The organism is Siculibacillus lacustris, from assembly GCF_004328075.1.
In the GTDB taxonomy this organism is placed as follows: Bacteria; Pseudomonadota; Alphaproteobacteria; order Rhizobiales; family Ancalomicrobiaceae; genus Siculibacillus; species Siculibacillus lacustris.
The window spans coordinates 109,559-130,914 of record NZ_SJFN01000002.1; the positions used below are offsets into that span (position 1 = coordinate 109,559).

Annotated in this window: 21 protein-coding genes; 9 read left to right on the plus strand and 12 right to left on the minus strand. The window is 70.1% G+C overall.

Annotated elements, in window-relative coordinates; all coding sequences use genetic code 11:
* Positions 1-19: 19 nt before the first annotated feature.
* From mobA to EYW49_RS01890, 3 genes are read right to left on the minus strand one after another with little or no spacing between them, the layout of a single operon-like run.
* A complete protein-coding gene (mobA, locus tag EYW49_RS01880) occupies positions 20-763 on the minus strand; it encodes a molybdenum cofactor guanylyltransferase MobA (protein ID WP_228259386.1) in 744 nt (247 codons plus the stop codon).
* On the minus strand, positions 760-1,659 hold the full coding sequence (locus EYW49_RS01885) for an NAD(P)-dependent oxidoreductase (protein ID WP_228259426.1): 900 nt from the start codon (positions 1,657-1,659) through the stop codon (positions 760-762). Before EYW49_RS01885 ends, mobA begins: the two co-directional genes overlap by 4 nt.
* Positions 1,660-1,663: 4 nt before the next feature.
* The gene (locus EYW49_RS01890) at positions 1,664-2,452 is read right to left on the minus strand and encodes a transporter substrate-binding domain-containing protein (RefSeq protein WP_131305388.1); all 789 of its coding nucleotides are present in this window, start codon (positions 2,450-2,452) and stop codon (positions 1,664-1,666) included.
* Between the two features lie 159 nt (positions 2,453-2,611).
* On the opposite strand from EYW49_RS01890, the gene EYW49_RS01895 reads away from it, so the two are divergent.
* Complete coding sequence (locus EYW49_RS01895) at positions 2,612-3,202, plus strand: ParB-like protein (RefSeq protein WP_131305390.1); 591 nt, start codon at positions 2,612-2,614, stop codon at positions 3,200-3,202.
* A gap of 517 nt (positions 3,203-3,719) precedes the next feature.
* Here the strand turns inward: EYW49_RS01895 and EYW49_RS01900 are convergent.
* From EYW49_RS01900 to EYW49_RS01915, 4 genes are all read right to left on the minus strand, one after another.
* Positions 3,720-4,985, minus strand: coding sequence for an alpha/beta hydrolase (locus EYW49_RS01900; RefSeq protein ID WP_131305392.1), 1,266 nt, complete (start codon positions 4,983-4,985; stop codon positions 3,720-3,722).
* An 86-nt stretch (positions 4,986-5,071) separates the two neighbouring features.
* A complete protein-coding gene (locus tag EYW49_RS01905) occupies positions 5,072-5,566 on the minus strand; it encodes an Lrp/AsnC family transcriptional regulator (RefSeq protein WP_206365363.1) in 495 nt (164 codons plus the stop codon).
* 116 nt (positions 5,567-5,682) lie between these two features.
* Positions 5,683-6,327: a uracil-DNA glycosylase family protein gene (locus EYW49_RS01910; RefSeq protein ID WP_131305397.1), complete on the minus strand. Its 645-nt coding sequence runs from the start codon at positions 6,325-6,327 to the stop codon at positions 5,683-5,685.
* On the minus strand, positions 6,324-6,911 hold the full coding sequence (locus EYW49_RS01915; RefSeq protein ID WP_131305399.1) for a thermonuclease family protein: 588 nt from the start codon (positions 6,909-6,911) through the stop codon (positions 6,324-6,326). Before EYW49_RS01915 ends, EYW49_RS01910 begins: the two co-directional genes overlap by 4 nt.
* A 107-nt stretch (positions 6,912-7,018) precedes the next feature.
* Here EYW49_RS01915 and EYW49_RS01920 point away from each other — a divergent pair, with 107 nt between their 5' ends.
* Together EYW49_RS01920 and EYW49_RS01925 are read left to right on the plus strand one after the other, a co-directional pair.
* Positions 7,019-8,626: a sensor histidine kinase gene (locus tag EYW49_RS01920; RefSeq protein WP_131305401.1), complete on the plus strand. Its 1,608-nt coding sequence runs from the start codon at positions 7,019-7,021 to the stop codon at positions 8,624-8,626.
* Positions 8,627-9,004: 378 nt separating this feature from the next.
* Complete coding sequence (locus tag EYW49_RS01925) at positions 9,005-11,044, plus strand: HAMP domain-containing methyl-accepting chemotaxis protein (protein ID WP_131305403.1); 2,040 nt, start codon at positions 9,005-9,007, stop codon at positions 11,042-11,044.
* Positions 11,045-11,132: 88 nt separating this feature from the next.
* Here the strand turns inward: EYW49_RS01925 and cobT are convergent, their stop codons facing one another.
* The gene (gene cobT, locus EYW49_RS01930) at positions 11,133-12,146 is read right to left on the minus strand and encodes a nicotinate-nucleotide--dimethylbenzimidazole phosphoribosyltransferase (RefSeq protein ID WP_131305405.1); all 1,014 of its coding nucleotides are present in this window, start codon (positions 12,144-12,146) and stop codon (positions 11,133-11,135) included.
* A gap of 157 nt (positions 12,147-12,303) precedes the next feature.
* On the opposite strand from cobT, the gene EYW49_RS01935 reads away from it, so the two are divergent.
* Positions 12,304-13,104 (plus strand): adenosylcobinamide-GDP ribazoletransferase, encoded by an 801-nt coding sequence (locus EYW49_RS01935; protein WP_131305407.1) that lies wholly within the window; start codon positions 12,304-12,306, stop codon positions 13,102-13,104.
* 39 nt (positions 13,105-13,143) lie between these two features.
* Here the strand turns inward: EYW49_RS01935 and EYW49_RS01940 are convergent, their stop codons facing one another.
* On the minus strand, positions 13,144-14,709 hold the full coding sequence (locus tag EYW49_RS01940) for a hypothetical protein (protein WP_131305409.1): 1,566 nt from the start codon (positions 14,707-14,709) through the stop codon (positions 13,144-13,146).
* Positions 14,710-14,860: 151 nt separating this feature from the next.
* Between EYW49_RS01940 and EYW49_RS01945 the strand changes: the two genes are divergently transcribed.
* Entirely contained in the window at positions 14,861-15,082 is a 222-nt protein-coding gene (locus EYW49_RS01945; protein WP_131305411.1) for a DUF1289 domain-containing protein, read from the plus strand.
* Between the two features lie 4 nt (positions 15,083-15,086).
* On the opposite strand, the gene dusA is transcribed toward EYW49_RS01945, so the two are convergent.
* The gene (gene dusA / locus EYW49_RS01950) at positions 15,087-16,133 is read right to left on the minus strand and encodes a tRNA dihydrouridine(20/20a) synthase DusA (RefSeq protein WP_131305413.1); all 1,047 of its coding nucleotides are present in this window, start codon (positions 16,131-16,133) and stop codon (positions 15,087-15,089) included.
* Between the two features lie 363 nt (positions 16,134-16,496).
* Here dusA and EYW49_RS01955 point away from each other — a divergent pair, with 363 nt between their 5' ends.
* Positions 16,497-16,703, plus strand: coding sequence for a hypothetical protein (locus tag EYW49_RS01955; protein ID WP_131305415.1), 207 nt, complete (start codon positions 16,497-16,499; stop codon positions 16,701-16,703).
* Between the two features lie 58 nt (positions 16,704-16,761).
* Here EYW49_RS01955 and EYW49_RS01960 read toward each other — a convergent pair whose 3' ends face one another.
* Both EYW49_RS01960 and EYW49_RS01965 read right to left on the minus strand, forming a co-directional pair.
* Positions 16,762-17,790: a hypothetical protein gene (locus tag EYW49_RS01960; protein ID WP_131305417.1), complete on the minus strand. Its 1,029-nt coding sequence runs from the start codon at positions 17,788-17,790 to the stop codon at positions 16,762-16,764.
* Between the two features lie 225 nt (positions 17,791-18,015).
* Positions 18,016-19,002, minus strand: coding sequence for an aldo/keto reductase (locus EYW49_RS01965; RefSeq protein WP_131305419.1), 987 nt, complete (start codon positions 19,000-19,002; stop codon positions 18,016-18,018).
* 131 nt (positions 19,003-19,133) lie between these two features.
* Here EYW49_RS01965 and EYW49_RS01970 point away from each other — a divergent pair, with 131 nt between their 5' ends.
* The 3 genes from EYW49_RS01970 (at position 19,134) to purU (ending at position 21,307) form a co-directional block, all read left to right on the plus strand.
* The gene (locus EYW49_RS01970) at positions 19,134-19,838 is read left to right on the plus strand and encodes an HAD family hydrolase (RefSeq protein ID WP_131305421.1); all 705 of its coding nucleotides are present in this window, start codon (positions 19,134-19,136) and stop codon (positions 19,836-19,838) included.
* 60 nt (positions 19,839-19,898) lie between these two features.
* Positions 19,899-20,381, plus strand: a complete 483-nt coding sequence (locus EYW49_RS01975; RefSeq protein ID WP_206365356.1) for an NAD(P)H-dependent oxidoreductase subunit E — start codon at positions 19,899-19,901, stop codon at positions 20,379-20,381.
* A gap of 68 nt (positions 20,382-20,449) precedes the next feature.
* A complete protein-coding gene (gene purU / locus EYW49_RS01980; protein ID WP_131305424.1) occupies positions 20,450-21,307 on the plus strand; it encodes a formyltetrahydrofolate deformylase in 858 nt (285 codons plus the stop codon).
* The last annotated feature ends 49 nt before the right edge of the window (positions 21,308-21,356 follow it).

Below are 21,356 nucleotides of genomic sequence, written 5' to 3' on the forward strand. Positions count from 1 at the left end.
ACACCGATCCGAGACGTGGTTAGAGCCCATCCCCCGGGCTCTGACAAGTGCCCGATGTACGCGCCTCACTTGGACTTCCGTTGCCCTGCCCCAAGGGAAGGCCACCGTCGGCGGCGGCCCGGATCCGCGCCTCGGCGCGGGCGAGATCGGCCTCGGTGTTGAGATTTTCGAAGGGATCGCAAGGGAGTGCGGGGAAGTCGACGATCACCGGGCGGCGGCCGTCGATCCAGCTCATGACGCGGCGCAGCGAGCCGTCGGACAGGCCTGCGACCAGCGCCGCGACGTCGCCGATGCGGTGGAGGGCGGCGACCGGATGCACGCGCCCGGCGGACGCGGCGACCGCCACCTCGGCCTCCGGCGCGGCAGCGAGCGCCTGCGCGAGGCGGGCGACGAGATCCTCGGGCAGAAACGGCGTGTCGACCGCGACGGTGGCGACCAGGGCGGCGGGCGGAGCGAGCCCGGCGGCCCAGATCCAGCCGGCGGCGAGGCCGGCGAGCGGCCCGAGCGCCCCGGCGACCGGATCGGCGAGGACCGGCAGGCCGAAGGCGGCAAAACGCGCGGGATCACTGTTGGCCGACAGCGCCAGGGCGCGGACCTGCGGCGCCAGCCGATCGGCGACATGGGCGAGCAGCGGCCGCCCGGCGAGCGGCCGCAATGCCTTGTCGCCGCCGCCCATGCGCCGGGCGAGGCCGCCGGCGAGGATCACCCCGACCACCGCGCCGCGATCGATCTCCCGCGCCGAGCCGCCGCCGGAGGTGGTCACTTTTCCAGGCGGGCGATCAGTGACGAGGTGTCCCAACGGGCGCCGCCCATCTTCTGAACGTCGGCGTAGAACTGATCGACCAGACCGGTGAGCGGCAGGCTGGCGCCGTTGCGGCGGGCCTCGTCGAGGACGATCGCCAGATCCTTGCGCATCCAGTCGACGGCGAAGCCGAACTCGAAGCGGCCTTCGTCCATCGTCTTCCAGCGGTTTTCCATCTGCCACGACTGGGCGGCGCCCTTGGACAGGGTGGCGATCACCTTCTCGACGTCGAGACCGGCGCGATGGGCGAAGTGGATCGCCTCGGAAAGGCCCTGGACGACGCCGGCGATGCAGATCTGATTGACCATCTTGGCGAGCTGGCCGGAGCCGGCCGGACCCATCAGGGTCACCGCCCGGGCGAAGGCGGCGATCACCGGCTCGGCCTTGGCGAAGGTCGCCGGATCGCCGCCGACCATGACGGTGAGGACGCCGTTCTCGGCGCCGGCCTGGCCGCCGGAGACCGGGGCGTCGAGGAAGCCGATGCCGAGGTCGTGAGCCGCGCCGGCCAATTCGCGGGCGACGTCGGCCGACGCCGTGGTGTGGTCGACGAAGATCGATCCCCGGCCCATCGCCGCGAAGGCGCCGTGCGAGCCGAGGGTGACGGCGCGCAGGTCGTCGTCGTTGCCGACGCAGGCGAAGACCACGTCGCGGTCTTCCGCCGCGGCCGCCGGGGTCCGGGCGGCGCGGCCGCCGTTGGCGGCGACCCAGGCGTCGGCCCGGGCGGCGGTGCGATTGTAGACGACCACGTCGTGGCCGCCCTTGACGGCGAGATGGCGGGCCATCGGCGCGCCCATCACGCCCAATCCGAGAAATGCGACCTTCGCCATGTTCGTCTCCTGCGTTCGTCGGGTGGGGATGCGATCAGCGGATCGCGAAGGGAAACCAGTGGCCGACCAGACGATCGAGGGTGCCGTCGCGGTCGAGTTCGAGGAGCGCCCGATCGAGGGTGGCGCCGAGATCGCGGTCCTCGCGGCGGAAGCCGAGGCCGGCTCCGGCCCCGAAGGCGCGGGTGTCGACCACCTCGCCGCCGACGAAGCCGGTTCGGCCGAGCGGGCGCAGCCGCTCGAGGCGGTCGAACAGCGTCAGCGTGTCGCCGAACACCAGATCGACGCGGCCGTCGGCCAGCGCCTCGAGGGCGTCGGCCTCGGCGGCGAAGGGCACGCGCTGGGCTTCCGGGTGGGCGGTGGCGAGCCACGCGGCATGGACGGTGCCGGCGCGGACGCCGACCCGGCGCCCGGCGAGCCCGGCGGGCGGCGTGGCGGTGGGCGGATCGACGAGACGGCCGACGAAACGCGGCGGCACGCCCCAATAGGGTCGGGTGAATTCGATGCGCCGCCGCGCCTCGTCGGTGATCGGCTGCGAGGCGACGGTGACGTCGACCCGGCGGGCGAGCAGCGCCGGCACCAGATCGTCCCAACCGAGGGTCACCAGATCGCAGTCGGCGGGCAACTTGGCGCAGACCGCACGGGCGACTTCGACGTCGAAGCCGTCGATGGTGCCGTCGGCGGCGAGGCGACTGAACGGCGGATAGGCGCCGTCGAGGCCGATCTTGAGGCGGCGCGGTGCGGCGGGGCCGGCCGGCGCGGCCGCACACGGCAGGGCGAGCAGGACGGCGAGCAGGGCTGCGACGAGGGCGGAGAAGCGGCGCATGGAGTCCCGTCGAGCGACAGCGTGGAGCGGCGCGGTGCCGATCGCGAAGATCGGCCACCGCGGCGTCCTATAGCACGGGGAGAACGCGGTCGTCGCCGGCTTCGTATCTGGCCACGGCGCCCGAAGCGACCTTAAGATGGTGGCGAGGGAGGAGCCGCCATGGCCCAGAAGACCATCGCCGTCGCCGATCTGCGACCGACCCAACTGACCCTCGGCCTCGCCGAGGTCTCCGAACGCGCCCAGAAGCTCGTCGCGATGAACGCCGGCGACCGACGCGACTATCTCGCCCGCAAGGCGATCCCGCACGTGATCGGGCCGGGCGGGCGGATCTTCATGGTCGACCACCACCATCTGGTGCGGGCGCTGTGGAAGGTCGATCTCGAGGGGGCGGTGCTCGGCGATTGCCTCGACGACTGGTCGGGCGACGATTTTCCGACCTTCTGGCGGCGGATGAAGGCGGCGGCGCGCTGCTGGCCGATCGATGCCGAAGGCAATCAGCGACCCTTCGCGGCGATCCCGACCCACGTCAAGGATCTCACCGACAATCCCTGGCGCTCGCTCGCCCGGCGGGTGCGCGACCGCGCCTTTACCGACGACGACACGCCGTTCCAGGAATTCATGTGGGGCGACTATTTCCGCTCGTTCATGAGCCGGCGGCTGCTCGAGATCGACCTCGACCTCGCCGCCGATCTGGCCCTGAAACTCGCCCGACTCGACGAGGCGCAGGACCTGCCGGGGTTCAAGGACTGAAGGCGGGGGTCGAGAGCCGAAGACGGCATGTCATCGATCTCTGCTGTGGTTTGGATCCGCGGCTCCATCGTCCCCTCCCCCCTCGAGGGGGAGGGACAGGGAGGGGGGGCGAGGAGCCACGATCTCGCAACGCGGCGCGAGGAGAGAGGCCGTACCCCCCCTCTCTGTCTCTCCCCCTCGAGGGGACCTTTGCGCAATTTCCCGAACTTTTCGCTGGAGATCGAGCTCTACCGTCGCTCCCGGCGAGCGCAGCGAGGGAAGGGAGCCCAGAACTTCGGTAAGATACTGAAAATATTATGGATCCCCTTCCCGGCGCGTGCCGCGCCGCCGGGGATGACGGCGGTGGGTGTGCACCCTCTCGGGTATCCGTTCGAGCGGATCGAAGACCCTGGGACAGATTGTGCAAAGGTCCCGCGAGGGGGGAGAGGACGCCGACCCACAGGCCCGTCGAAGTCGGGCAGAGCCGGCCGAACCGAGTTCGGCGATGGACCGTCCGACGGCGATTTCCGCGCCCCGACTACTTCAACAGCGGATCGAAGGTGCCGAACAGGCCCTCGCCGACCCGGCTGCCGCGTTCGCCGAGGCCGGAGCGGGTCTGGGGATCGAACACGGCGATCGGCGCGGTGACCACGAAACTCGCCGCCGAGCCGACGGTGCCGGCCGCCCCGAGGGCGACGGCGCCGAGACGGTCGCCGAGGCCGACCTGCGAATCGGTCACCGACTGGCCGGCGATCAGGCGCTGGCCGAGCAGGCGGACGATCTCCGGGCTCTGCGCGAACTTGCCGTGGTTGAGGTTGTCGCCGGTACGCAGCGCGGTCAGGTCGAGCACCGTGACACCGGCCTTCTCGAGCGTGCCGCGGGCCGGTTCGGTGGAGGGATCGATGGCGCCGAGGCGGTCGACGCCGCCGGCGAGGCGCTTGGACAGTTCGAGCGCCCGGTCGTCGCGCGAGACGAACAGCGTGACCCGCGGCGACCGGCCGATGCGGGCGATCTGGCCGCGGAACACGTCGACGTCGAGATCGGGCGAGGCGAGGATCAGGTTGCCGATCTTCGACGGCACCTTGCCCTCGCGGATGGCCATCTGGCGCAGCGCCTCGACCGCCAGCCAGCCGCCCATCGAATGGGCGAGCACGGTCACGTCGCTGACCGCCGGGTCGGCGGCGGCGCCGCGCAGCACCGATTCCAGCGCGTCGCGCGAGGCGATGGTGCTCTCGCGGTCGTAGGCATAGGCCCAGACCGAGCCGCGCGACGGCCAGCTGAACAGCACCGGCACGAAGTCGGTGCCGCTGTCGTGGACCAGTTGGGCGAAGCGGAACACCGCCTCGTCGTAGCGGGTGTTGAAGCCGTGGACGAAGACCAGCATGCGCCGGCTGCCGCTGCGGTGGAACCAGGCGACGGCCTCGGGCTTGGTCAGGCGGCGGTCCTCGAGCACGGCGAAGCTCTTGGCCGGATCGGCCGGCGAGGTCTCGGGCCACTGGATCTCGCCGACCTTGCGCGCCGCCTCGGGCGGGATCGACACGACGAAGCGATCGAGCGACACCTCGGCGCCGCGTTCGCCGGTGTAGGGCGCCTCGGGCTTGCCGGTGGCGGCGCGGGTGGTGGCGACCAGCATGTCGACGCGCGACGTGCCCTCGGCGGTGAGCGTGGTCGGCAGCAGCGCGGTCTCCGAGCGGCCGCCGCAGGCGGCGAGCCCGAGCGCCACGACGAGGGACGCGAGGCGGACGGCGCGTCGGCGCGGTGTATCGGCGGATCGCTCGGCGGATACGGCGGCGGCAGGAGGCATCGATCGAAGCCTTCTCGGGCGTCACCGAGGATCGGTGGCGGCGGGCCGACCCTATCCGAGGCACCGGCACGCCACAACCGCGGCGGTCAGCCGGCCGACTTCTCGGGCACCGGCTTCTCGACCACCACGTACTGCAGCGGCAGCGCCGTGGTGTATTTGATCTGCTCCATGGCGAAGGAGGTCGAGACGTCGGCGATGTCGATCTTGGCGATCAGGCGCTTGTAGAAGGCGTCGTAGGCCTCGATGTCGGGTACCACCACCCGCAACAGATAGTCGACTTGGCCGGCCATGCGGTAGAACTCGACCACCTCGGGCATCTGCGCCACCACCTCGGCGAAGCGCTTCAGCCATTCGTCGGAATGGGTGTTGGTGGTGATCGCCACGAAGGCGGTGACCTTGGCGTTGACCTGACGCGGATCGAGCACCGCGACGCGGCCGACGATCACCCCGTCTTCCTCGAGCTTCTGGATGCGGCGCCAGCACGGCGTCGTCGACAGGCCGACGCGGCGGCCGATCTCGGCGACGGGAACGGTGCAATCCTCCTGGAGGATCTGCAGGATCTTACGGTCGATGCGGTCGATCACGGGCCCACTCCACTGGCGGCATTTGGTATTGAATTTCGAAAATCAGCCCCTATCGGTGCCTATTTTTCCAATCGACGTCAATGTCGGCCGGCAAATAAAAACGATGTTCCAATTCATGAGGGATCGGGAGCATGAGCCAGGCGTTCCGCGACCAGCCGGCGAAGGACCGGCACGACTTCCGCGTCGAACCAGGGATGGCGTTTCAACCAGCCGGAATTCCGCCAGGACGGATGGGGCAGCGGCAGCACCTGCGGCAGGCCCGGACGGTCGAGCAGGCGGCGCCAATCGGCCACCGCGGCTGCGACAGAGGGACCGGCATCGGCGCCGAGGTGCCAGAGCTGGGCCGGACGGCCGAGCGCCAGCACGAAGTCGACCGCCGGCATCGCCGCCATCACCCGGGCCCGCCATTGCGGCGCGCATTCGCGGCGCGGCGGCAGGTCGCCGCCGGCGGCGTCGTGACCGGGGAAGCAGAAGCCCATCGGCACCACGGCGATCTGCGCGGCATCGTAGAAGGTCGCCGCATCGATCCCCATCCAGGCGCGCAGGCGATCGCCGGACGGGTCGGTGAAGGGGCGGCCGGAGGCGTGGACGCGAACGCCCGGTGCCTGTCCGGCGACCAGGATGCGGGCGGTCGCCGAGGCGACCAGCACCGGCCGCGGCTCGTGCGGCAACGGCCGGCCGGTGGGCGCGTCGCGGCACAGGCGACAGGCGGCGATCTCGGCGCAGAGGCCGGCGAGGTCGGGGGCATCGGCGGTCACGGGTCGTCCTCCGGGTCGGCGAAGCGACCGGCGCCGCCGGTGCCGTGAATCGCCTTGCGTCGGCGGAAGTCCTGCGGCCAGACGAAGGTTCCCGCCCACAGGCCCCGTCCGGCGGCGCGGGCTTCGGCCTCCTCGCCGGCATAGCCGCCGAAGGCGACCGCCCAACCGTCGCGCACCAGGGCGGCGCCGAGATCGGTGCCACCGACGCGGCAACGGGCGAGACCGCGGCCGAACTTGTCGAAGCGCGTCCAGGCGCAGGTCACCTCGCGTCCGGCGATCAGCTGGGCGAGCCGATCGCGGGCTTCGAGGCCGCAGGGCCGGCGATTGCCGCCGACGGTGCAGTCCTGGTCGAGTTCGGGCGCGTCGATCCCGACGAGGCGGATGCGGCGGTCGCCGAAGGCCAGGCTGTCGCCGTCGGCGAGGTGGGGTCGGCCGGTGACGGTGCCGATCACCGGTCCCTCGACGTCGGGCGGCCGCCAGGTTCCGAGATCGCCGCGCCACCAGTGCGCCGCGACGGTCACCGCGACCGCGACCAGCGCGATCCGCAGACCCCAGCGCGGCGAGCGGACGCGGAGCAGGGACATCTCCGACCTCGTTCGAATTGCTCCCTCTTCCCGAGGGATTCCTTAAGCATTCCCCCTTAGCGTCGAATGGCCCGCAACACCACAACAGACCCCTGGGAAGGAGCGACGTGTCGACGGACGAGGTCGCCGCGAACCGTTCGGCCCGAACCGCGAAGAATGCCCAGCGAGCCGAACGCCGCCGTCATGTGGCGCGCACCGTCCGAGACGTGCGCGAACGCCTCGACTCGGGCACCGACGTCAAGCCGGCCTTCGATTGGGAACTGATGGTCGAGCACGCGCGGATGCGGCTCGCCTCCGCCCCTTGGGTGTTCGCTCTCGTCGCCGGCGTGGCGGCGCTCGGGGCGATGTGGACCGACAAGGTGCTGATCGGCGCCTGGACCACGGTGACGGTCGCCGCCCATCTCACCGGCCTCTATTTCGCGCAGGCCTTTCTCAAGACCGAACGCAAGGACGTGTCGCTGGCTGGCTGGCGGCGACGGCTGGCGGCGGTCGACGGGGCCTGCGGGCTCGCCTGGGCGATGCTGTTCCTGCTGCCCGGCGACGGCTCCGGCTTGGTCGACGTGTTCCAGTTCTCGGCGATGCTGGTGGTGGTGGCGATGGCGGCGATCCTCGCCTCCAACATCCCGGCGGCGATGTTCGCGGCGACCTTCCCGATCACCGTGACCACCGCGCTCGGGCTGCTGTCGCGCCCCGGGGCGATGGACTTGCCCGCAGTGTCGCCGCAGATGGTGATGGCCGGCATGGCGGCGACCACCCAGGTGTTCTTCATTCTGCTCGGCCATCGCCTCTACAAGGCGTCGCTCGCCGAGATCGAGGCGCGCGCCGAGAAGGATGCGCTGATCGGCGAACTCGAACAGGCCAAGGCGATCTCCGACGAGAGCCTGCGCAAGGCGGAAGAGGCGAACTTCGCCAAGAGCCGCTTCCTCGCCACCATGAGCCACGAGTTGCGCACGCCGCTGAACGCCATCCTCGGCTTCTCCGAGGTCATGCAGTCGGAACTGATGGGGCCGCTCGACAACGCCTATTACAAGGGCTACGTCGGCGACATCCACGACAGCGGCCGCCACCTGCTCGAATTGATCAACGAAATCCTCGACATCAGCCGGATCGAGGCGGGTCGCTACACCCTCAACGAAGAATCGATCACCTTGCCCTTCGTGGTCGAGGACTGCGTGCACATGATGGGGCTGCGGGCCCGCAACAAGGGCCTGACGCTGGTCGAGCAGTACGAAGAGGCGCTGCCGAAGATCTGGGCCGACGAACGGGCACTGCGCCAGATCGTCCTCAACATCCTGTCGAACGCCGTGAAGTTCACACCGTCGGGCGGGACCGTCACGATCAAGGTCGGCTGGACGGCGGGCGGCGGCCAGTACGTGTCGATCCGCGACACCGGCCCGGGCATCCCCGAAGAGGAGATCCCGATCGTCCTGTCGCGCTTCGGTCAGGGCTCGATCGCCATCAAGTCGGCCGAACAGGGCACCGGCCTCGGACTCAACATCGTCCAGGCGCTGATCAAGATGCACGGCGGCACTTTCGAGCTGAAGTCGAAGCTGCGCGAGGGCACCGACATCACCGTCACGGTGCCGAAGTCGCGGGTGCTCGAGATCCTGCCGCAGATCGACGAACGGCCGCAGCGCCGCACCCCCGGCGAACCGCTGCGCCACGCCGGCGCCGCCAGCATCCTCGAAGCGATGCGCCGCCAGGTCGAGGGCTGAGACCCTCGTCGCGCAGATCGACCGGTCGGGCGACGCGGTGCCCATCGCGCCGCAGAGGCGATCGCTGGTGCATCGCCCGCGTACATCGCCGTCATACGGCGTTCCGTGAGGTGGCCGTACACAACCATGCCATGTTCAGAGATCCGAATACGCCGCGAGAAGGCGTTTCGTTTTCGACTACGTAAAGGAACCTGCCGCGCAGGTCGGATCGTCGCAGGCAGCGAAATCTCGTTCAATTCAACACCGAATTAACCACCGACCTCGACAGTACCGCTCGTCTCGGTTCCGCCACGTCCCGGCGCGAACGGGACGTCTTGCCCTCCGCCTGCCGGTCCGCGTCGCCGCGACACCCTCCAGGCGTCGAACTGGAGCCACCATATGAAGATCTCCGAGAATTCCGACCGGTCCCGCGCGCGCTTCGGACTGAACATATCGGGCAAGATCCTGGCCGGGTTCTCGTCGACGCTCGCAATTCTGGTCGTCGTGTCCGCCATCGCGATTTATTCTTTCGCCAATACGCGTGTCGCCTTCGACGATCTCGAACGGAGCACGACGACCATCGCCACCGTTGCCAAGCTCAAGGCCGGCTTTCTCGAGTTTCGGCGTTCGGTGCGGGAATTCGTCTACATGACGCAGGAGAACTCCGAAGCCACGACGCGCAAGAACGCTCAGATCGTCGTGGAAGATCTCGATACGTCTCTGGCGCGGATCACCGACCCGGAGCAGCACAAATATCTCCTCGAATTCAAGAGCAATTTCGACGAGTACATGCGCGGATTCTCGGGCGTGACCTTGACCAGCAAACTCGAGCTGGCGCGGCTGAAGAACGCGGTCCTGGCGCCGCTCGGCACGCGTATCGAGCAGGGTCTCGAGCAGCTCGCGGTCCGCGACGAACTGACCGCCGACGAATCCGTTCGACGCGCCGTGGAGAAGGCCGCCCGCAGCTTCATCGCGTTGCGCCTGCAGGCCCGCACGACGATCGACAATGCCGACGCTGCGGGGCGGGCGCAATTCAAGGAGCAGGTCCAGAAACTGGCGACCGCCCTCGATACGATTGCGACCCGGGCACCGGCGAGCGTGCGCAAGGACGCCGAAGCCATCCGGGCGACCTATGGCGAGTACGCCTCGACCTTCGATCGGTTCATGGGAATCTCCCAGGTGCTCGACGACAATGCCCCGCGGATGGGCGCCGTCGTCGGCGTCGCCTCGAAGGCCCTCGACGCGGCGACCGCCGACGCGCAGGCCGATGCCGCCGCCCTCCAGGCCAAGACCGCGCGCCTCCTCGACTCGATCCACACCCTCCTGTGGGCCCTGGCGATCGGCGGTCTGATCGCCGGACTGGTCGTCGCCGTGCTGATCGGGCGGGGCATCTCGCGCCCGATCGTGGCGATCACGCAAGCGATGGCGCGCCTGTCGAAGGGCGACCGCAACGTCGTGATCCCCGGTGCCGGACGCGGTGACGAGGTCGGTACGATGGCGGCGACGCTGGCGGTGTTCAAGAGCGGGCTCGAGGACAACGAACGCCTGCGCGCCGACCAGGAGCGCGCCAAGATCGACGGCGAGGCGGCCCGCCGGGCGGAAATGGCACGCATGGCCGATGCCTTCGAGGCGGCGGTCGGCGGCGTCGTCCAATCGGTGGTCGGAGCGGCGACTCAGCTCCAGGCCTCCGCCCAGGCGATGTCGGCGGCGGCCGAGGAGGTCTCGGCTCAGGCGGTGGCGGTGGCCGGCGCCTCGGAAGAGGCTTCCGCCAACGTCGAGACGGTCGCGTCGGCGGCGGAAGAACTGTCGTCGTCGATCGGCGAGATCAAGCGGCAGGCCGACGAGAGCACCAGCGTCGCCGGGCGCGCGGCGCGCGACGCCGAAGAGACCGCGGCACGGGTGCGCGATCTCGCCGACGCCGCCAGCCGCATCGGCCAGGTCGTCGACCTGATCGACAACATCGCCGCCCAGACCAATCTGCTCGCCCTCAACGCCACCATCGAGGCGGCCCGGGCCGGCGAAGCCGGCCGCGGCTTCGCGGTGGTCGCCGCCGAGGTCAAGCAGCTCGCCGACCAGACCTCCAAGGCGACGTCGCAGATCTCGACGCAGATCGGCGGCATCCAGGAGTCGACCCGCTCGTCGGCAACGGCGATCGTCGCCATCACCGAGGTGATCGAACGGCTCAACCGCATCGCCGGGAGCATCGCCACGGCGGTCGACCAGCAGGGTTCGGCGACGTCGGAGATCGCCCGCAACGTCGCCCAGGCCTCGGCCGGAACGCACGAGGTGTCGCAGAACATCACCGGCATCACCCATGCCGCCGGCGACAGTTCGACCGCCGCCACCCAGGTGCTGGCCGCCGCCCGCGACCTCGCCCAGCAGTCGGACACGCTGGGCCACGAGATGAAGCGCTTCCTGGCGACGGTCCGCGCCGCCTGAGATCGCGTCCCATGCAGAGAGACCGCGGACCTCCCGAGGGAGTCCGCGGTCTCTTCGCGTCGGCGATCGCCCGTCGGGCGCGTCGGTCTTACTTGTTGGAGACGCCGGCCTCGGCGAAGGTCGCCATGCCGGCGTGGGTGGCGCAGGCGGCTTTGACCAGGGCGGCGGCGAGCGCCGCGCCGGTGCCTTCGCCGAGCCGCATGCCGAGATCGAGCAGCGGCCGCTTGCCGAGCTTCTCCAGCACCCGGACATGGGCCGGCTCGGCCGAGACATGGGCGAACAGGCAGTGGTCGATGGCCTGGGGGTTCATGGCATGGACCAGGGCGGCGGCAGCGGTGGTGACGAAGCCGTCGACCATCACCGGCACCTTCTGGTGGCGCGCGCCGATGATCGCGCCGACCATCGCGGCGATCTCGCGACCGCCGAGGCGGCGCAGGATCTCGAAGGGATCCTGTTCCCCGCCGATCCGCGCGACCGCGCGATCGACCACGGCGATCTTGTTGGCGAGCGCCGGACCGACCACGCCGGTGCCGGGGCCGACCCAGTCTTCGGCCTTGCCGCCCCACAGGGCGAAGAAGATCGCCGAGGCGACCGCGGTGTTGCCGATGCCCATTTCGCCGAGGCACAGCAGGTCGACGCCGCCGGCCAGCGATTCCATGCCGAAGGCCATGGTGGCGGCGCAGCCGGCCTCGTCGAAGGCGTCGGCGACCGAAATGTCGGGGGTCGGCAGGTCGAGGGCGAGCTCGAACACCTTGAGGCCGAGGTCGCCGGCGATGCAGATCTGGTTCACCGCGGCGCCGCCGGCGGCGTAGTTGGCGACCATCTGCTTGGTCACTTCGGCCGGGAAGGCCGAGACGCCCTGGGCGGTGATGCCGTGATTGGCGGCGAAGACGGCGACCAGCGGCCGCTCGACCTTGGGCGGGATCTGACCGGTGTGGGCGGCGAGGAGCTCGACGATCTCCTCGAGTCGTCCGAGCGAGCCGGGAATCTTGGTCAGCTGTGCGTCGCGGGCACGGAAGGCGGCGAGCGCCGCCTCGTCGGGGGCGGGCAGGAGATTGACGAGATCGCGGAAGTCGTCGAAGGGAAGGGACGCGGCGGCCATGATCGTCCTCGGAACGGGGGGGTCGGGTCCTCGGCCTTATACCCGGTGGCGGACGTCGGCAAGGTCGGGCGGTCCCCGACCGGGCGCCCCACCCCCCGGCCCCGGCGCGACGGCGCCGGCGCCGCCTCTGTCCCAGCCGTAAAGTGGAAGGCGCGAGATGCCGCAGCTCCCCGAGTTCCTCGACCACGCGCTCGCCGATTTCGCCGGAATGGTGCGTTTTTATTCACGCGTCGCCGTGCCGCAGCTGTCGCCGAGCGACGATCCCGGCCGGCTGCCGGCCTTCGCCCGGGCGGTACGGATGCTGCCGCTGTCGGGCGCGGTGATTCTCGTGCCCGGTGCGGTGGTGCTGGCGCTGCTCGGCGCCTCGGACCTGTCCTCGCTCACCGTCGCGGCGCTCTGCGTGGCGGTGACCACGGCGGTGACCGGCGCCTTCCACGAGGACGGCTTCGCCGACGTGGCCGACGGCTTCGGCGGCGGCGCGACCCGCGAACGGCGGCTCGAGATCATGAAGGACAGCCGCATCGGCGCCTTCGGCGGCGCGGCGCTGGTGGTGCAGTTCGTGCTGCGTACGGCGCTGGTCGCCGACCTCCTCGACCGGGTCGACGGTCCGGCGGCGGCCGTGGTGACGCTCGGGCTGGCGGGCCTGGTGCGGGTGCTGCCGCTCGGCCTGATGGTGGCGACGCCGGCGGCGCGGCCGGACGGGCTGGCGCGGGCCGTCGGGGCGCCGACCGCGTCGACGCTGGCGGTCGCCGGGCTCGGTGCCGCGGCGCTGTTCCTCGCCGCCACCCTACCGTTCCTGCCGCTCGCCAACGTCGTCGCCGCGCCGATCGCCGCGGCGGGTGGTCTGGTCGGGCTCGCGGCGCTCGCCAAATGCGCGATCGGCGGCCACACCGGCGACGTCATCGGCGCCGGAACGCTGATCGCCGAGATCGCCGCGCTGGTCGCGCTGCTGGCCTGAGCGCCGTCGACGCTTCGGATTCGGCGCGTCGTGGTCACCTCAATCGTCGACGTCGATGTTGTCGTCGAGATGGGCGCCGTCACGGCCGAGCGAAAGGGCGATCTTTTCCCAGACCTCGCGCAGGCGGTGGACATGGAGGTCGTCGACCATGGTGCGGACGAAATGCTGCAACGTGGCATCGTCGGCCTCGACCGGCAGGAAGCGCGGGTTCTTCAACGGATTCGCCGGATCGAACTCGGGATTGCGGACGAGGATGGTCGAGGGTCGGCGCACCATGTCGAGCACCCAGGTGGCGTAGTCGGTCGCCGTCTTGCCGGGGGCGATGCAATCGGGCCCGCAGGACAGCGTACCGAGCGGGACGATGCCTCGCTCGCCCCAGCCGGCCGCCTTCAGCACCGCGCCGAAGGTCTCGGTACGGTTGAACAGGATCGAGGCGACCATCAGCCGGGCCTCGTGGGTCGACTTGGCGCTCTGCACCACGCGTTCGAGATCGAAGATGGTGCGGATGTTGTACTGCTGTAGGAGCAGGAAGCGTTCGAGCCCGACGATGGTGCAGAGCTGAGCCTGGGCCACCCAATCGACGGCCTGATAGATGCCGTAGGGCGATTCGATGTGCAGCAGGATCGGGTTGCAGGCGGCGAGGTTCTGGACCTCGTAGAGACCGATCCATTCCAGACGATAGCGCGTCGAATAGTCGATGCCGTCGATGACGTCGAGGGAGATCGAGCGGGTGATGTCGGTGAAGCGGTTGTCGGTCTTCTTGATCAGACTGAAGAGGAAACCGATCTTGTCTTCGGCGGCGAGTTGGCGCCCCATCGTGTAGAGGAACTGGATGCCGGCGTCGGGCACCGAGCCGATCACGAAGGCGCCGAGCAGCATCAGCCCCGATCCGAGAGCGGCGACATGTCCGACGATCGACTCCGCGGAGGGCTTGGTGCCGACGATCGCCGAGCCCAACTGGTCGCTCAGTGCGCCGAAGATCAGCACCACCACGGCGGTCTCGAGGAAATGGCCGAAGACGCGCAATACCGTGCCGGCGGTCAGATCGAAGATAGTGACCGACCGCATCAGCAGGCGGATCGTGAAGAAATAGGCGCCGAGCAGGCCGGCCACCAGAAGCCGCGGACCGGCTTCGCCGGCGACGAAGGTCACGGCCTGATCGACGATCGGCGGCTCCAGGCGGAACACGAGATGGACCACCGCGCCGACCACCAGGGCGTAGGGCAGGAAGGCGAAGAGCAGCACCCAATTGGCAACGATGCGATGGATCCAGGCGATATCGACCAGCGCATAGAGTTCCTTCGACGACGTGCCGCCACGGCGCAGGTCGTCGATCTCTCCGGGCTTGATCAGTCCGAACAGATCGACGGTGTATTTGGTCACCGCGAATTCGAAGGACGGCGAGTTCTGATCCCGCTTCTCGAGCTTCTCGGCCGCCGGTTCGATGAAGTTGCGGCGGAACTCCTCGATCAGGCGGATGCGGCGGATGCGTACCTCGTGATTGCAGACGATGAAGGCGATCGGCACCAGCACCGCGAGCACCAACGTCACCAGGCCGGCGAGGCCCGACCACGGAACGTGTAGGAACGACGTCAGATCGGTCATGGCTGCCCCCCGGTGGCCCGACGATTGAGATGCACAATCCTAACGTTCAATTCACATCTATTGCAATTCGTTCTTTGGAGCAGCGTGCTTGCGTCGGGCGGCGCGAACGGGTCAAATCCGCTGCCGTCCGAGCCGACCCGTCGAGGAACCGATGTCCGAGGAAGCCGCGCCGATCCCGTCGCCCTGCCGCCGCGAGTGCCAGTTGCACCCGATCGAGAAGCAGTGCCTCGGCTGCTTTCGGACGATCGACGAGATCTCGCGGTGGATCCGCCTGTCGGAGGCCGAGCGCACGCGCATCACCGCCGATCTGCCGGCCCGGCGCGCGGCGCGGGCGGCGCGCGAGGAGATGCTCAAGACCCGACGGATGCGCTGAGCGCTCAGGCGGCGGCGTCGGACGCGAGGGCGCCCGACGCGCTGTCTTCGACCTCGCGAGCCGGGCGACGCACCGCGGCGGTGGCGGCGCGCAGCACTTCGAGGCCGGCACCGGGGACGATCGCCCCTTCGGTGAGGATGCGCCGGAAGGCCCGCGCCCCGGGGCGGCCGGCGAACAGGCCGAGGATGTGGCGAGTGACGTGGGACAGGCGCCCGCCGTCGGCGATGAGCGCCGCGCAATAGGGCTCGAGGCGCTCCATCACCGCGAAGGAATCGACGTCGGCGACCGCCTCGCCATAGATCCGACGGTCGACCCCGGCGAGGATCTCCGGCGTCTCGTAGGCGGCGCGGCCGAGCATGACGCCGTCGAGACGCACGCTGCCGCGGGGCGCGAGCAGCGCTTCGGCGCCGTCGAGGTCGCGGATGCCGCCGTTGATGGTGATCGGCAGATCCGGCCAGCGGCGCTTGATCTCGAACACCAGGTCGTAGTCGAGCGGCGGCACGCTGCGGTTCTCCTTGGGGCTGAGGCCGGAGAGCCAGGCCTTGCGGGCGTGGATGGTCACGGTGGCGACGCCGGCGGCGACGACGGCCTCGACGAGGCGCGGCAGTTGCTCCCGCGGATCGGCGTCGTCGATGCCGATCCGGCACTTGACCGAGATCGGCAGGGCCACCGCGGCGCGCATCGCCGCGACGCAAGCGGCGACCAGATCCGGCTCGGCCATCAGGCAGGCGCCGAAGCGGCCGGACTGGACGCGATCGGAGGGGCAGCCGCAGTTGAGATCGATGCCGTCGTAACCGTAGTCGGCGGCGATCGCCGCGGCCCGCGCCAGTTCCGCCGGGTCGGAGCCGCCGAGTTGCAGGACGACCGGGTGTTCCTCGGGCGCGAAGCCGAGCAGCCGGTCGCGATCGCCGTGAATCACCGCCGGGGCGGTCACCATCTCGGTATAGAGCGTCGCGCGCCGGGTCAGCAGACGGTGGAACACCCGGCAATGCCGGTCGGTCCAATCCATCATCGGGGCGACCGAGAAACGGGCGGCAGGGGTCGGGGTCATCTTCGGTTCGGTTCCGGCTGCGTCGATTCCATCGCCGTCGCGCGGGCCCGAAGGCCGCGCCGCGCCGGCTATATCGCGCAGATCGCGCGCCGACGCGACCGCAATCTCCACCGCCGCCCGCGTCGACCGCGACCCGAACGCGGGACCGCCCGCGGCCGTGCCGCCGGGTGAGCGACGGAGCTATGAAGTATTACTACGAGGGTCGACGCAAGATCCGTCGTTCCCTCGAAGTTCTCACCTCGCCCCACCAGCCCATTCGACGCCGTCGATCATGTCGACGGTGTGTCTCGCGATGGCAAATGATCACGAAATGAACACATGCCACTCATTGAGACGGTGGGAATAAACACCACCTGATACCACATGACATCATGGAAAGTCTGCTACCGCAGCAAAGACCTCGAATGTGTCGACAAATACGCCACGCTCGAGCTCGCCGTCGAAGCCACCTATTCCCTGCTCGATCTCGGTTACGAGGTCGTGAGCATCGGTACGTGGCCCTTCACCAGCATGATTCCGGCCGAGGAGATTCTCCGGAATTACGGCCCCCTGCGCCGCCGGGGCGCCTGAGCCGGGGTCCCCCGCCGCTCAGAGCTCGGCCTCGGCGATCGACGCCCATCGGCGGCCCTCACGAGGCGCCGAAGGGGTTGGTGCCGATGCTCTTCAGATAGGAGTCGACGCTCGCCGCGTCGACCGCCTTGATCGAACCGAAGGACGCGAACACCGCCAGTTCGGCCCCCGCGCCGCCGACCGGGATGTCGATGGTGGTGTAGGTGGTGCCGCCGGTGTCGAGCAGGCCGAGGCCGGCGATGCTCTTGGCGAGATTGACCCCGGCCTCGGAATTGACGAAGCGCGAGGCGGCGGAGACCAGCGCCTGGGTCGAACGCACCGTGCCGCGGATCTCGCGCAACAGGGCGGAGCCGGCGCGCACCGCCGCGACGCCGGTCTTCATCGCCTTGGGATTGGCGCTCTTCAGGAAGGTGCCCCAGCGGGCGCCGAGCGCCAGGCTGAAGTCGATCATGTTGCTGGTGTCGGTGCCGACGAAGGCGGCGGGCGCGGAAAAGCCATAGGCGAGGCCGAGGGCGAAGCCGACCGAGCCGCCCCAGCCGAGACCGGCGCGGGTGGCGGTCATCAGGAACGGAAACACCTGACCGGTGGCGGCGTTGCCGAGCGCCCCGACCGCGCCCTCCTTGCCGGCCACCGCGGCGACGCCGCCGAACTTGAACACCGGGCCGATCCACAACTCGGCCTCGTCGACCTTGGCGATCAGGCCCTCGACGCGGCACGGCCGATAGCCGCGACCGGTCGGCGCCAGCAGCCAGCCGTCGACGACGGCGCCGGGCTCCGGCAGGGCGCGGACCACCAGCACGGCGCGCGGGTGCATGTCGGAGTCGAGGGTGACGAAGGGCTGGGCGACGAAATCGGCCGGAATGCCGGACTCGACGAATTCGTCCCAGGCCATGGCCATGGCGCCGACCCCGTAGGATCCGGCCGACAGGCGAGGATCGCGGACCCCGTCGCGCCGGCGGACCCGGCCGCCGACCTCGTGCAGCACCTGCGGCACCCGCGGCATGGTCGAATTCCATCGCTCCAGGTCGCCGTAGACGACGAAGCCGACCGAGCGATAGGGCACCATTTCGATCAGGTAGTTGGCCATGCCGTCCCCTCCCCGTGGCGATCTTCGGCCGGCCCTCCCGGTCCGTGCCTCTCGTCGCGGCCCGGCAAGCCCGGATCGCAGGAGGCGTCGCACGCCCGTGTCAGTAAAATCCCGGATGGGTCGCCGGACAAGGGCAAAAGGCCCGCGAAACGGCGGTTTCGCGGGCCTCGCAGCAATCGGAGATGAAATCGGTGGCGGCGGCGGATTCGGATCCCGCCGCTCGCCTCACCAACGCTGGTGGACGTGGGGGGCGATCAGGCGATCGTAGATCTCGCGGGTCGCGGCCATCACCGCCGGGGTGAGCGGCGCGAGTTCGGCGGCGGCGGCGTTGGCGCGGGCCTGGGCGGCGTTGCGGGCACCGGGGATCACCACGGTGACCGCGTCGGACATCAGGATCCAGCGCAGCGCGAAGGCGGCCATCGACGCCTCCAGCGGCACCAGGGCGCGGACTTCCTCGACCGCGGTCAGGCCGACCTCGAAGGGCACGCCGGCGAAGGTCTCGCCGACGTCGAAGGCCTCGCCGTGGCGGTTGAAGGCGCGGTGGTCGTCGGCGGCGAAGGCGGTGTCGCGGCCGATCTTGCCGGACAACAGCCCGCTGGCCAGCGGCACGCGGGCGATGATCGCGACGTTGCGGCGCTTGGCCTCGGCGAAGAACAGGCCGGCGGGGCGCTGACGGAACAGGTTGTAGATGATCTGGACCGAGCGGACGCCGGGGTATTCGATCGCCTTCAGGGCCTCTTCGACCTTCTCGACGCTGACGCCGTAGTGGGCGATCTTGCCGCGGGCGACCAGTTCGTCGAGACCGGCGAAGACCTCGGGGCGATAGAACACCTCGGTCGGCGGGCAGTGCAGTTGCACCAGATCGAGGGTGTCGACCTTCAGATTGGCGCGGCTGCGGTCGACGAAGGCCTCGAGATTGGCCTTGGTGTAGCCGTCGGCGACATGCGGGTCGAGGCGGCGGCCGGCCTTGGTGGCGACCATCGGGCGCGGCCCGCGGCGGTTGCCGAGTACATCGGCGATGATCTTCTCGGAGCGGCCGTCGCCGTAGACGTCGGCGGTGTCGACGAAGGTCACACCGGCGTCGAGCGCGGCGGTGAGCGCGGCGCGGCCCTCGGCCTCGCCGACCTCGCCCCACGAGCCGCCGATCTGCCAGGCCCCGAAGCCGATTTCGCTCACGGTGAAGCCCGTCTCACCGAACGGATGGGTGCGCATTTCGTCTCTCCCTGGGATGTCGATCGGCCGGCACTGTGCGCGCCGACGCGGCGCTGTCAACCGCCGACGTCCGCCTTGCCGCGCCGCCGCGATGCCCCTACTGTCGCAGCCGGAGCTTCGACGGGGGACGCATGACGATCCGCATTCTCGGCTTCGATGCCGATGACACCCTGTGGCACAACGAGACGATCTTCCATCTCTCGGAACAGCGTTTCATGGACCTGCTCGCCGGCCACGCCGCGACCGAGGACCTCGCCGCGCGGCTGGTCGCCACCGAGCGCCGCAACCTCAAGCTCTACGGCTACGGCATCAAGGGCTTCACCCTGTCGATGGTCGAGACGGCGTTGGCGGTGTCGGACGCCGACCTGCCGGTGGCGGTGATCGCCGAGATCCTGGCGATCGGCCGCGACATGCTGCAGCATCCGGTCGAGCCGCTGCCGGGGGTGGTCGAGACCCTGCGGGCGCTGCGCGGCGCCGGCCACCCGATGGTGCTGATCACCAAGGGCGATCTGCTCGACCAGGAACAGAAGGTGGCGCGCTCCGGCCTCGCCGAGCTGTTCGAGACCGTCGAGATCGTCTCGGAGAAGACCGCGGCGACCTATCGGCGGATCTTCGGACGCTGGGGGGCCGGCGAGGGCGAGGCGGTGATGATCGGCAATTCCGCCGCCTCCGACGTGCTGCCGGCGATCCAGGCCGGATTCTGGGGCCTGCACATTCCCTATGAGATCACCTGGGTGCACGAGCGCGCCGAGATCCCCGACGATCTGCCGCGCCACCGCCGCCTCGCCTCGATCACCGAGGTGCCGGCGGCGCTGGCGGCGATCCTCGCCGGCTAGGCCCCGCCGATGACCGCGAACCCTCACCCCCTGCCCCTGCCCGCCGTTGCCGAACCTCCGATGCCCTCCGGCCCCACCGACGACGGCGCGCTGCCGCTGCTGCGGGCGCGAGCGGGCCACCGCGCCGCCGAGACGGCGGCCCTGCTCGAAGCGCGGTTCGGCGTCTCGGCCTTCGAGGCGCGGGCGCTGATCGCCTTCGCCGCGACCTTTCGGCCGGCGCCGGGCGAGGCCCATGTGATCGGCGTCTGCCGCGGCGAGAGCTGCGCAAGGCGGGGCGGCCGCACCCTCGGCGACCGGCTCGCCGCCCGCCTGGGGATCGCCTGGTACGGCCGCACCGGCGACGGTCGGCTGCGCCTGGAACCGGCCTATTGTCTCGGCCTGTGCGCCTCCGGCCCCTCGGCGATGATCGACGGCGAGCTGGCACCGCGCCTCGACGTGCTCGGCGTCGAGGCGTTGCTCGCCGAACTCGGCCTCGACGCGACCGCCACGGGACCGGCGCCGCCGGCCGCGTCGGCTCTCGACGACGACGGCGGAAGGGTCTAAACGCCGAACGCCGACGGTGCGGCCCCACCGTCGCGCGGTCCGTCGCAGCCCCGGGGAGTCCGCCGCCGATGTCGAGTGCCAGTTTCGTCCTCGCCCTGTCCTGTCCCAATCGCCCGGGCATCGTCGCGGCGGTGTCGACCCATCTGTTCGAACGCGGTTGCAACATCTCCGATGCCGCGCAGTACGACGACACGCTGTCGAACCAGTTCTTCATGCGGGTGGTGTTCGACGTCGACGGGCCGACGCTGGCCGACCTGCGCGCCGGGCTGACGCCGATCGCCGAGCGCTTCGGCATGACCTGGAGCCTGCGCGACCGGGCGCAGCGGCGGCGGGTGATGATCCTGGTGTCCAAGTTCGACCACTGCCTGGTCGACCTGCTCTATCGCCGGCGGATCGGCGAACTGCCGATGGACGTCACCGCGGTGGTCGCCAACCATCCGCGCGAGGCCTATGCCCACGTCGAATTCACCGACACGACCTTCCATCACCTGCCGATCGAGCCGGGCGCCAAGGCAGCGCAGGAGGCGCAGATCCTGCGCTTGATCGAGGCGACCGACACCGAGATCGTGGTGCTCGCCCGCTACATGCAGATCCTGTCCGGCGAGTTCGCAACGGCGCTGGCCGGGCGCTGCATCAACATCCACCACTCGTTCCTGCCCGGCTTCAAGGGCGCCAAGCCCTATCACCAGGCGCACGAGCGCGGCGTCAAGGTGATCGGCGCCACGGCGCATTTCGTCACGCCGGACCTCGACGAGGGGCCGATCATCGAGCAGGACGTCGAGCGGATCAGCCACCACGACACGCCCGACACGCTGGTCCGCAAGGGCCGCGACATCGAGCGGCGGGTGCTGGCGCGGGCGCTCGCCCATCACCTCGACGACCGGGTGCTGCTCAACGGCAAGCGCACGGTAGTGTTCCGGGACTGAGGCACGGCCCGTCGGGTGCCTGGAGCGCAGCGACTTGCACCATGGGGCG

Coding starts and splice junctions, on each gene's coding strand:
- EYW49_RS01890 (WP_131305388.1), bottom strand. CDS start 2,452: ATGCGCCGCTTCTCCGCCCTCGTCGCAGCCCTGCTCGCCGTCCTGCTC.
- EYW49_RS01895 (WP_131305390.1), top strand. CDS start 2,612: ATGGCCCAGAAGACCATCGCCGTCGCCGATCTGCGACCGACCCAACTG.
- EYW49_RS01900 (WP_131305392.1), bottom strand. CDS start 4,985: ATGCCTCCTGCCGCCGCCGTATCCGCCGAGCGATCCGCCGATACACCG.
- EYW49_RS01915 (WP_131305399.1), bottom strand. CDS start 6,911: ATGTCCCTGCTCCGCGTCCGCTCGCCGCGCTGGGGTCTGCGGATCGCG.
- EYW49_RS01925 (WP_131305403.1), top strand. CDS start 9,005: ATGAAGATCTCCGAGAATTCCGACCGGTCCCGCGCGCGCTTCGGACTG.
- cobT (WP_131305405.1), bottom strand. CDS start 12,146: ATGGCCGCCGCGTCCCTTCCCTTCGACGACTTCCGCGATCTCGTCAAT.
- EYW49_RS01935 (WP_131305407.1), top strand. CDS start 12,304: ATGCCGCAGCTCCCCGAGTTCCTCGACCACGCGCTCGCCGATTTCGCC.
- EYW49_RS01940 (WP_131305409.1), bottom strand. CDS start 14,709: ATGACCGATCTGACGTCGTTCCTACACGTTCCGTGGTCGGGCCTCGCC.
- EYW49_RS01945 (WP_131305411.1), top strand. CDS start 14,861: ATGTCCGAGGAAGCCGCGCCGATCCCGTCGCCCTGCCGCCGCGAGTGC.
- dusA (WP_131305413.1), bottom strand. CDS start 16,133: ATGACCCCGACCCCTGCCGCCCGTTTCTCGGTCGCCCCGATGATGGAT.
- EYW49_RS01955 (WP_131305415.1), top strand. CDS start 16,497: ATGACATCATGGAAAGTCTGCTACCGCAGCAAAGACCTCGAATGTGTC.
- EYW49_RS01960 (WP_131305417.1), bottom strand. CDS start 17,790: ATGGCCAACTACCTGATCGAAATGGTGCCCTATCGCTCGGTCGGCTTC.
- EYW49_RS01965 (WP_131305419.1), bottom strand. CDS start 19,002: ATGCGCACCCATCCGTTCGGTGAGACGGGCTTCACCGTGAGCGAAATC.
- EYW49_RS01970 (WP_131305421.1), top strand. CDS start 19,134: ATGACGATCCGCATTCTCGGCTTCGATGCCGATGACACCCTGTGGCAC.
- EYW49_RS01975 (WP_206365356.1), top strand. CDS start 19,899: ATGCCCTCCGGCCCCACCGACGACGGCGCGCTGCCGCTGCTGCGGGCG.
- purU (WP_131305424.1), top strand. CDS start 20,450: ATGTCGAGTGCCAGTTTCGTCCTCGCCCTGTCCTGTCCCAATCGCCCG.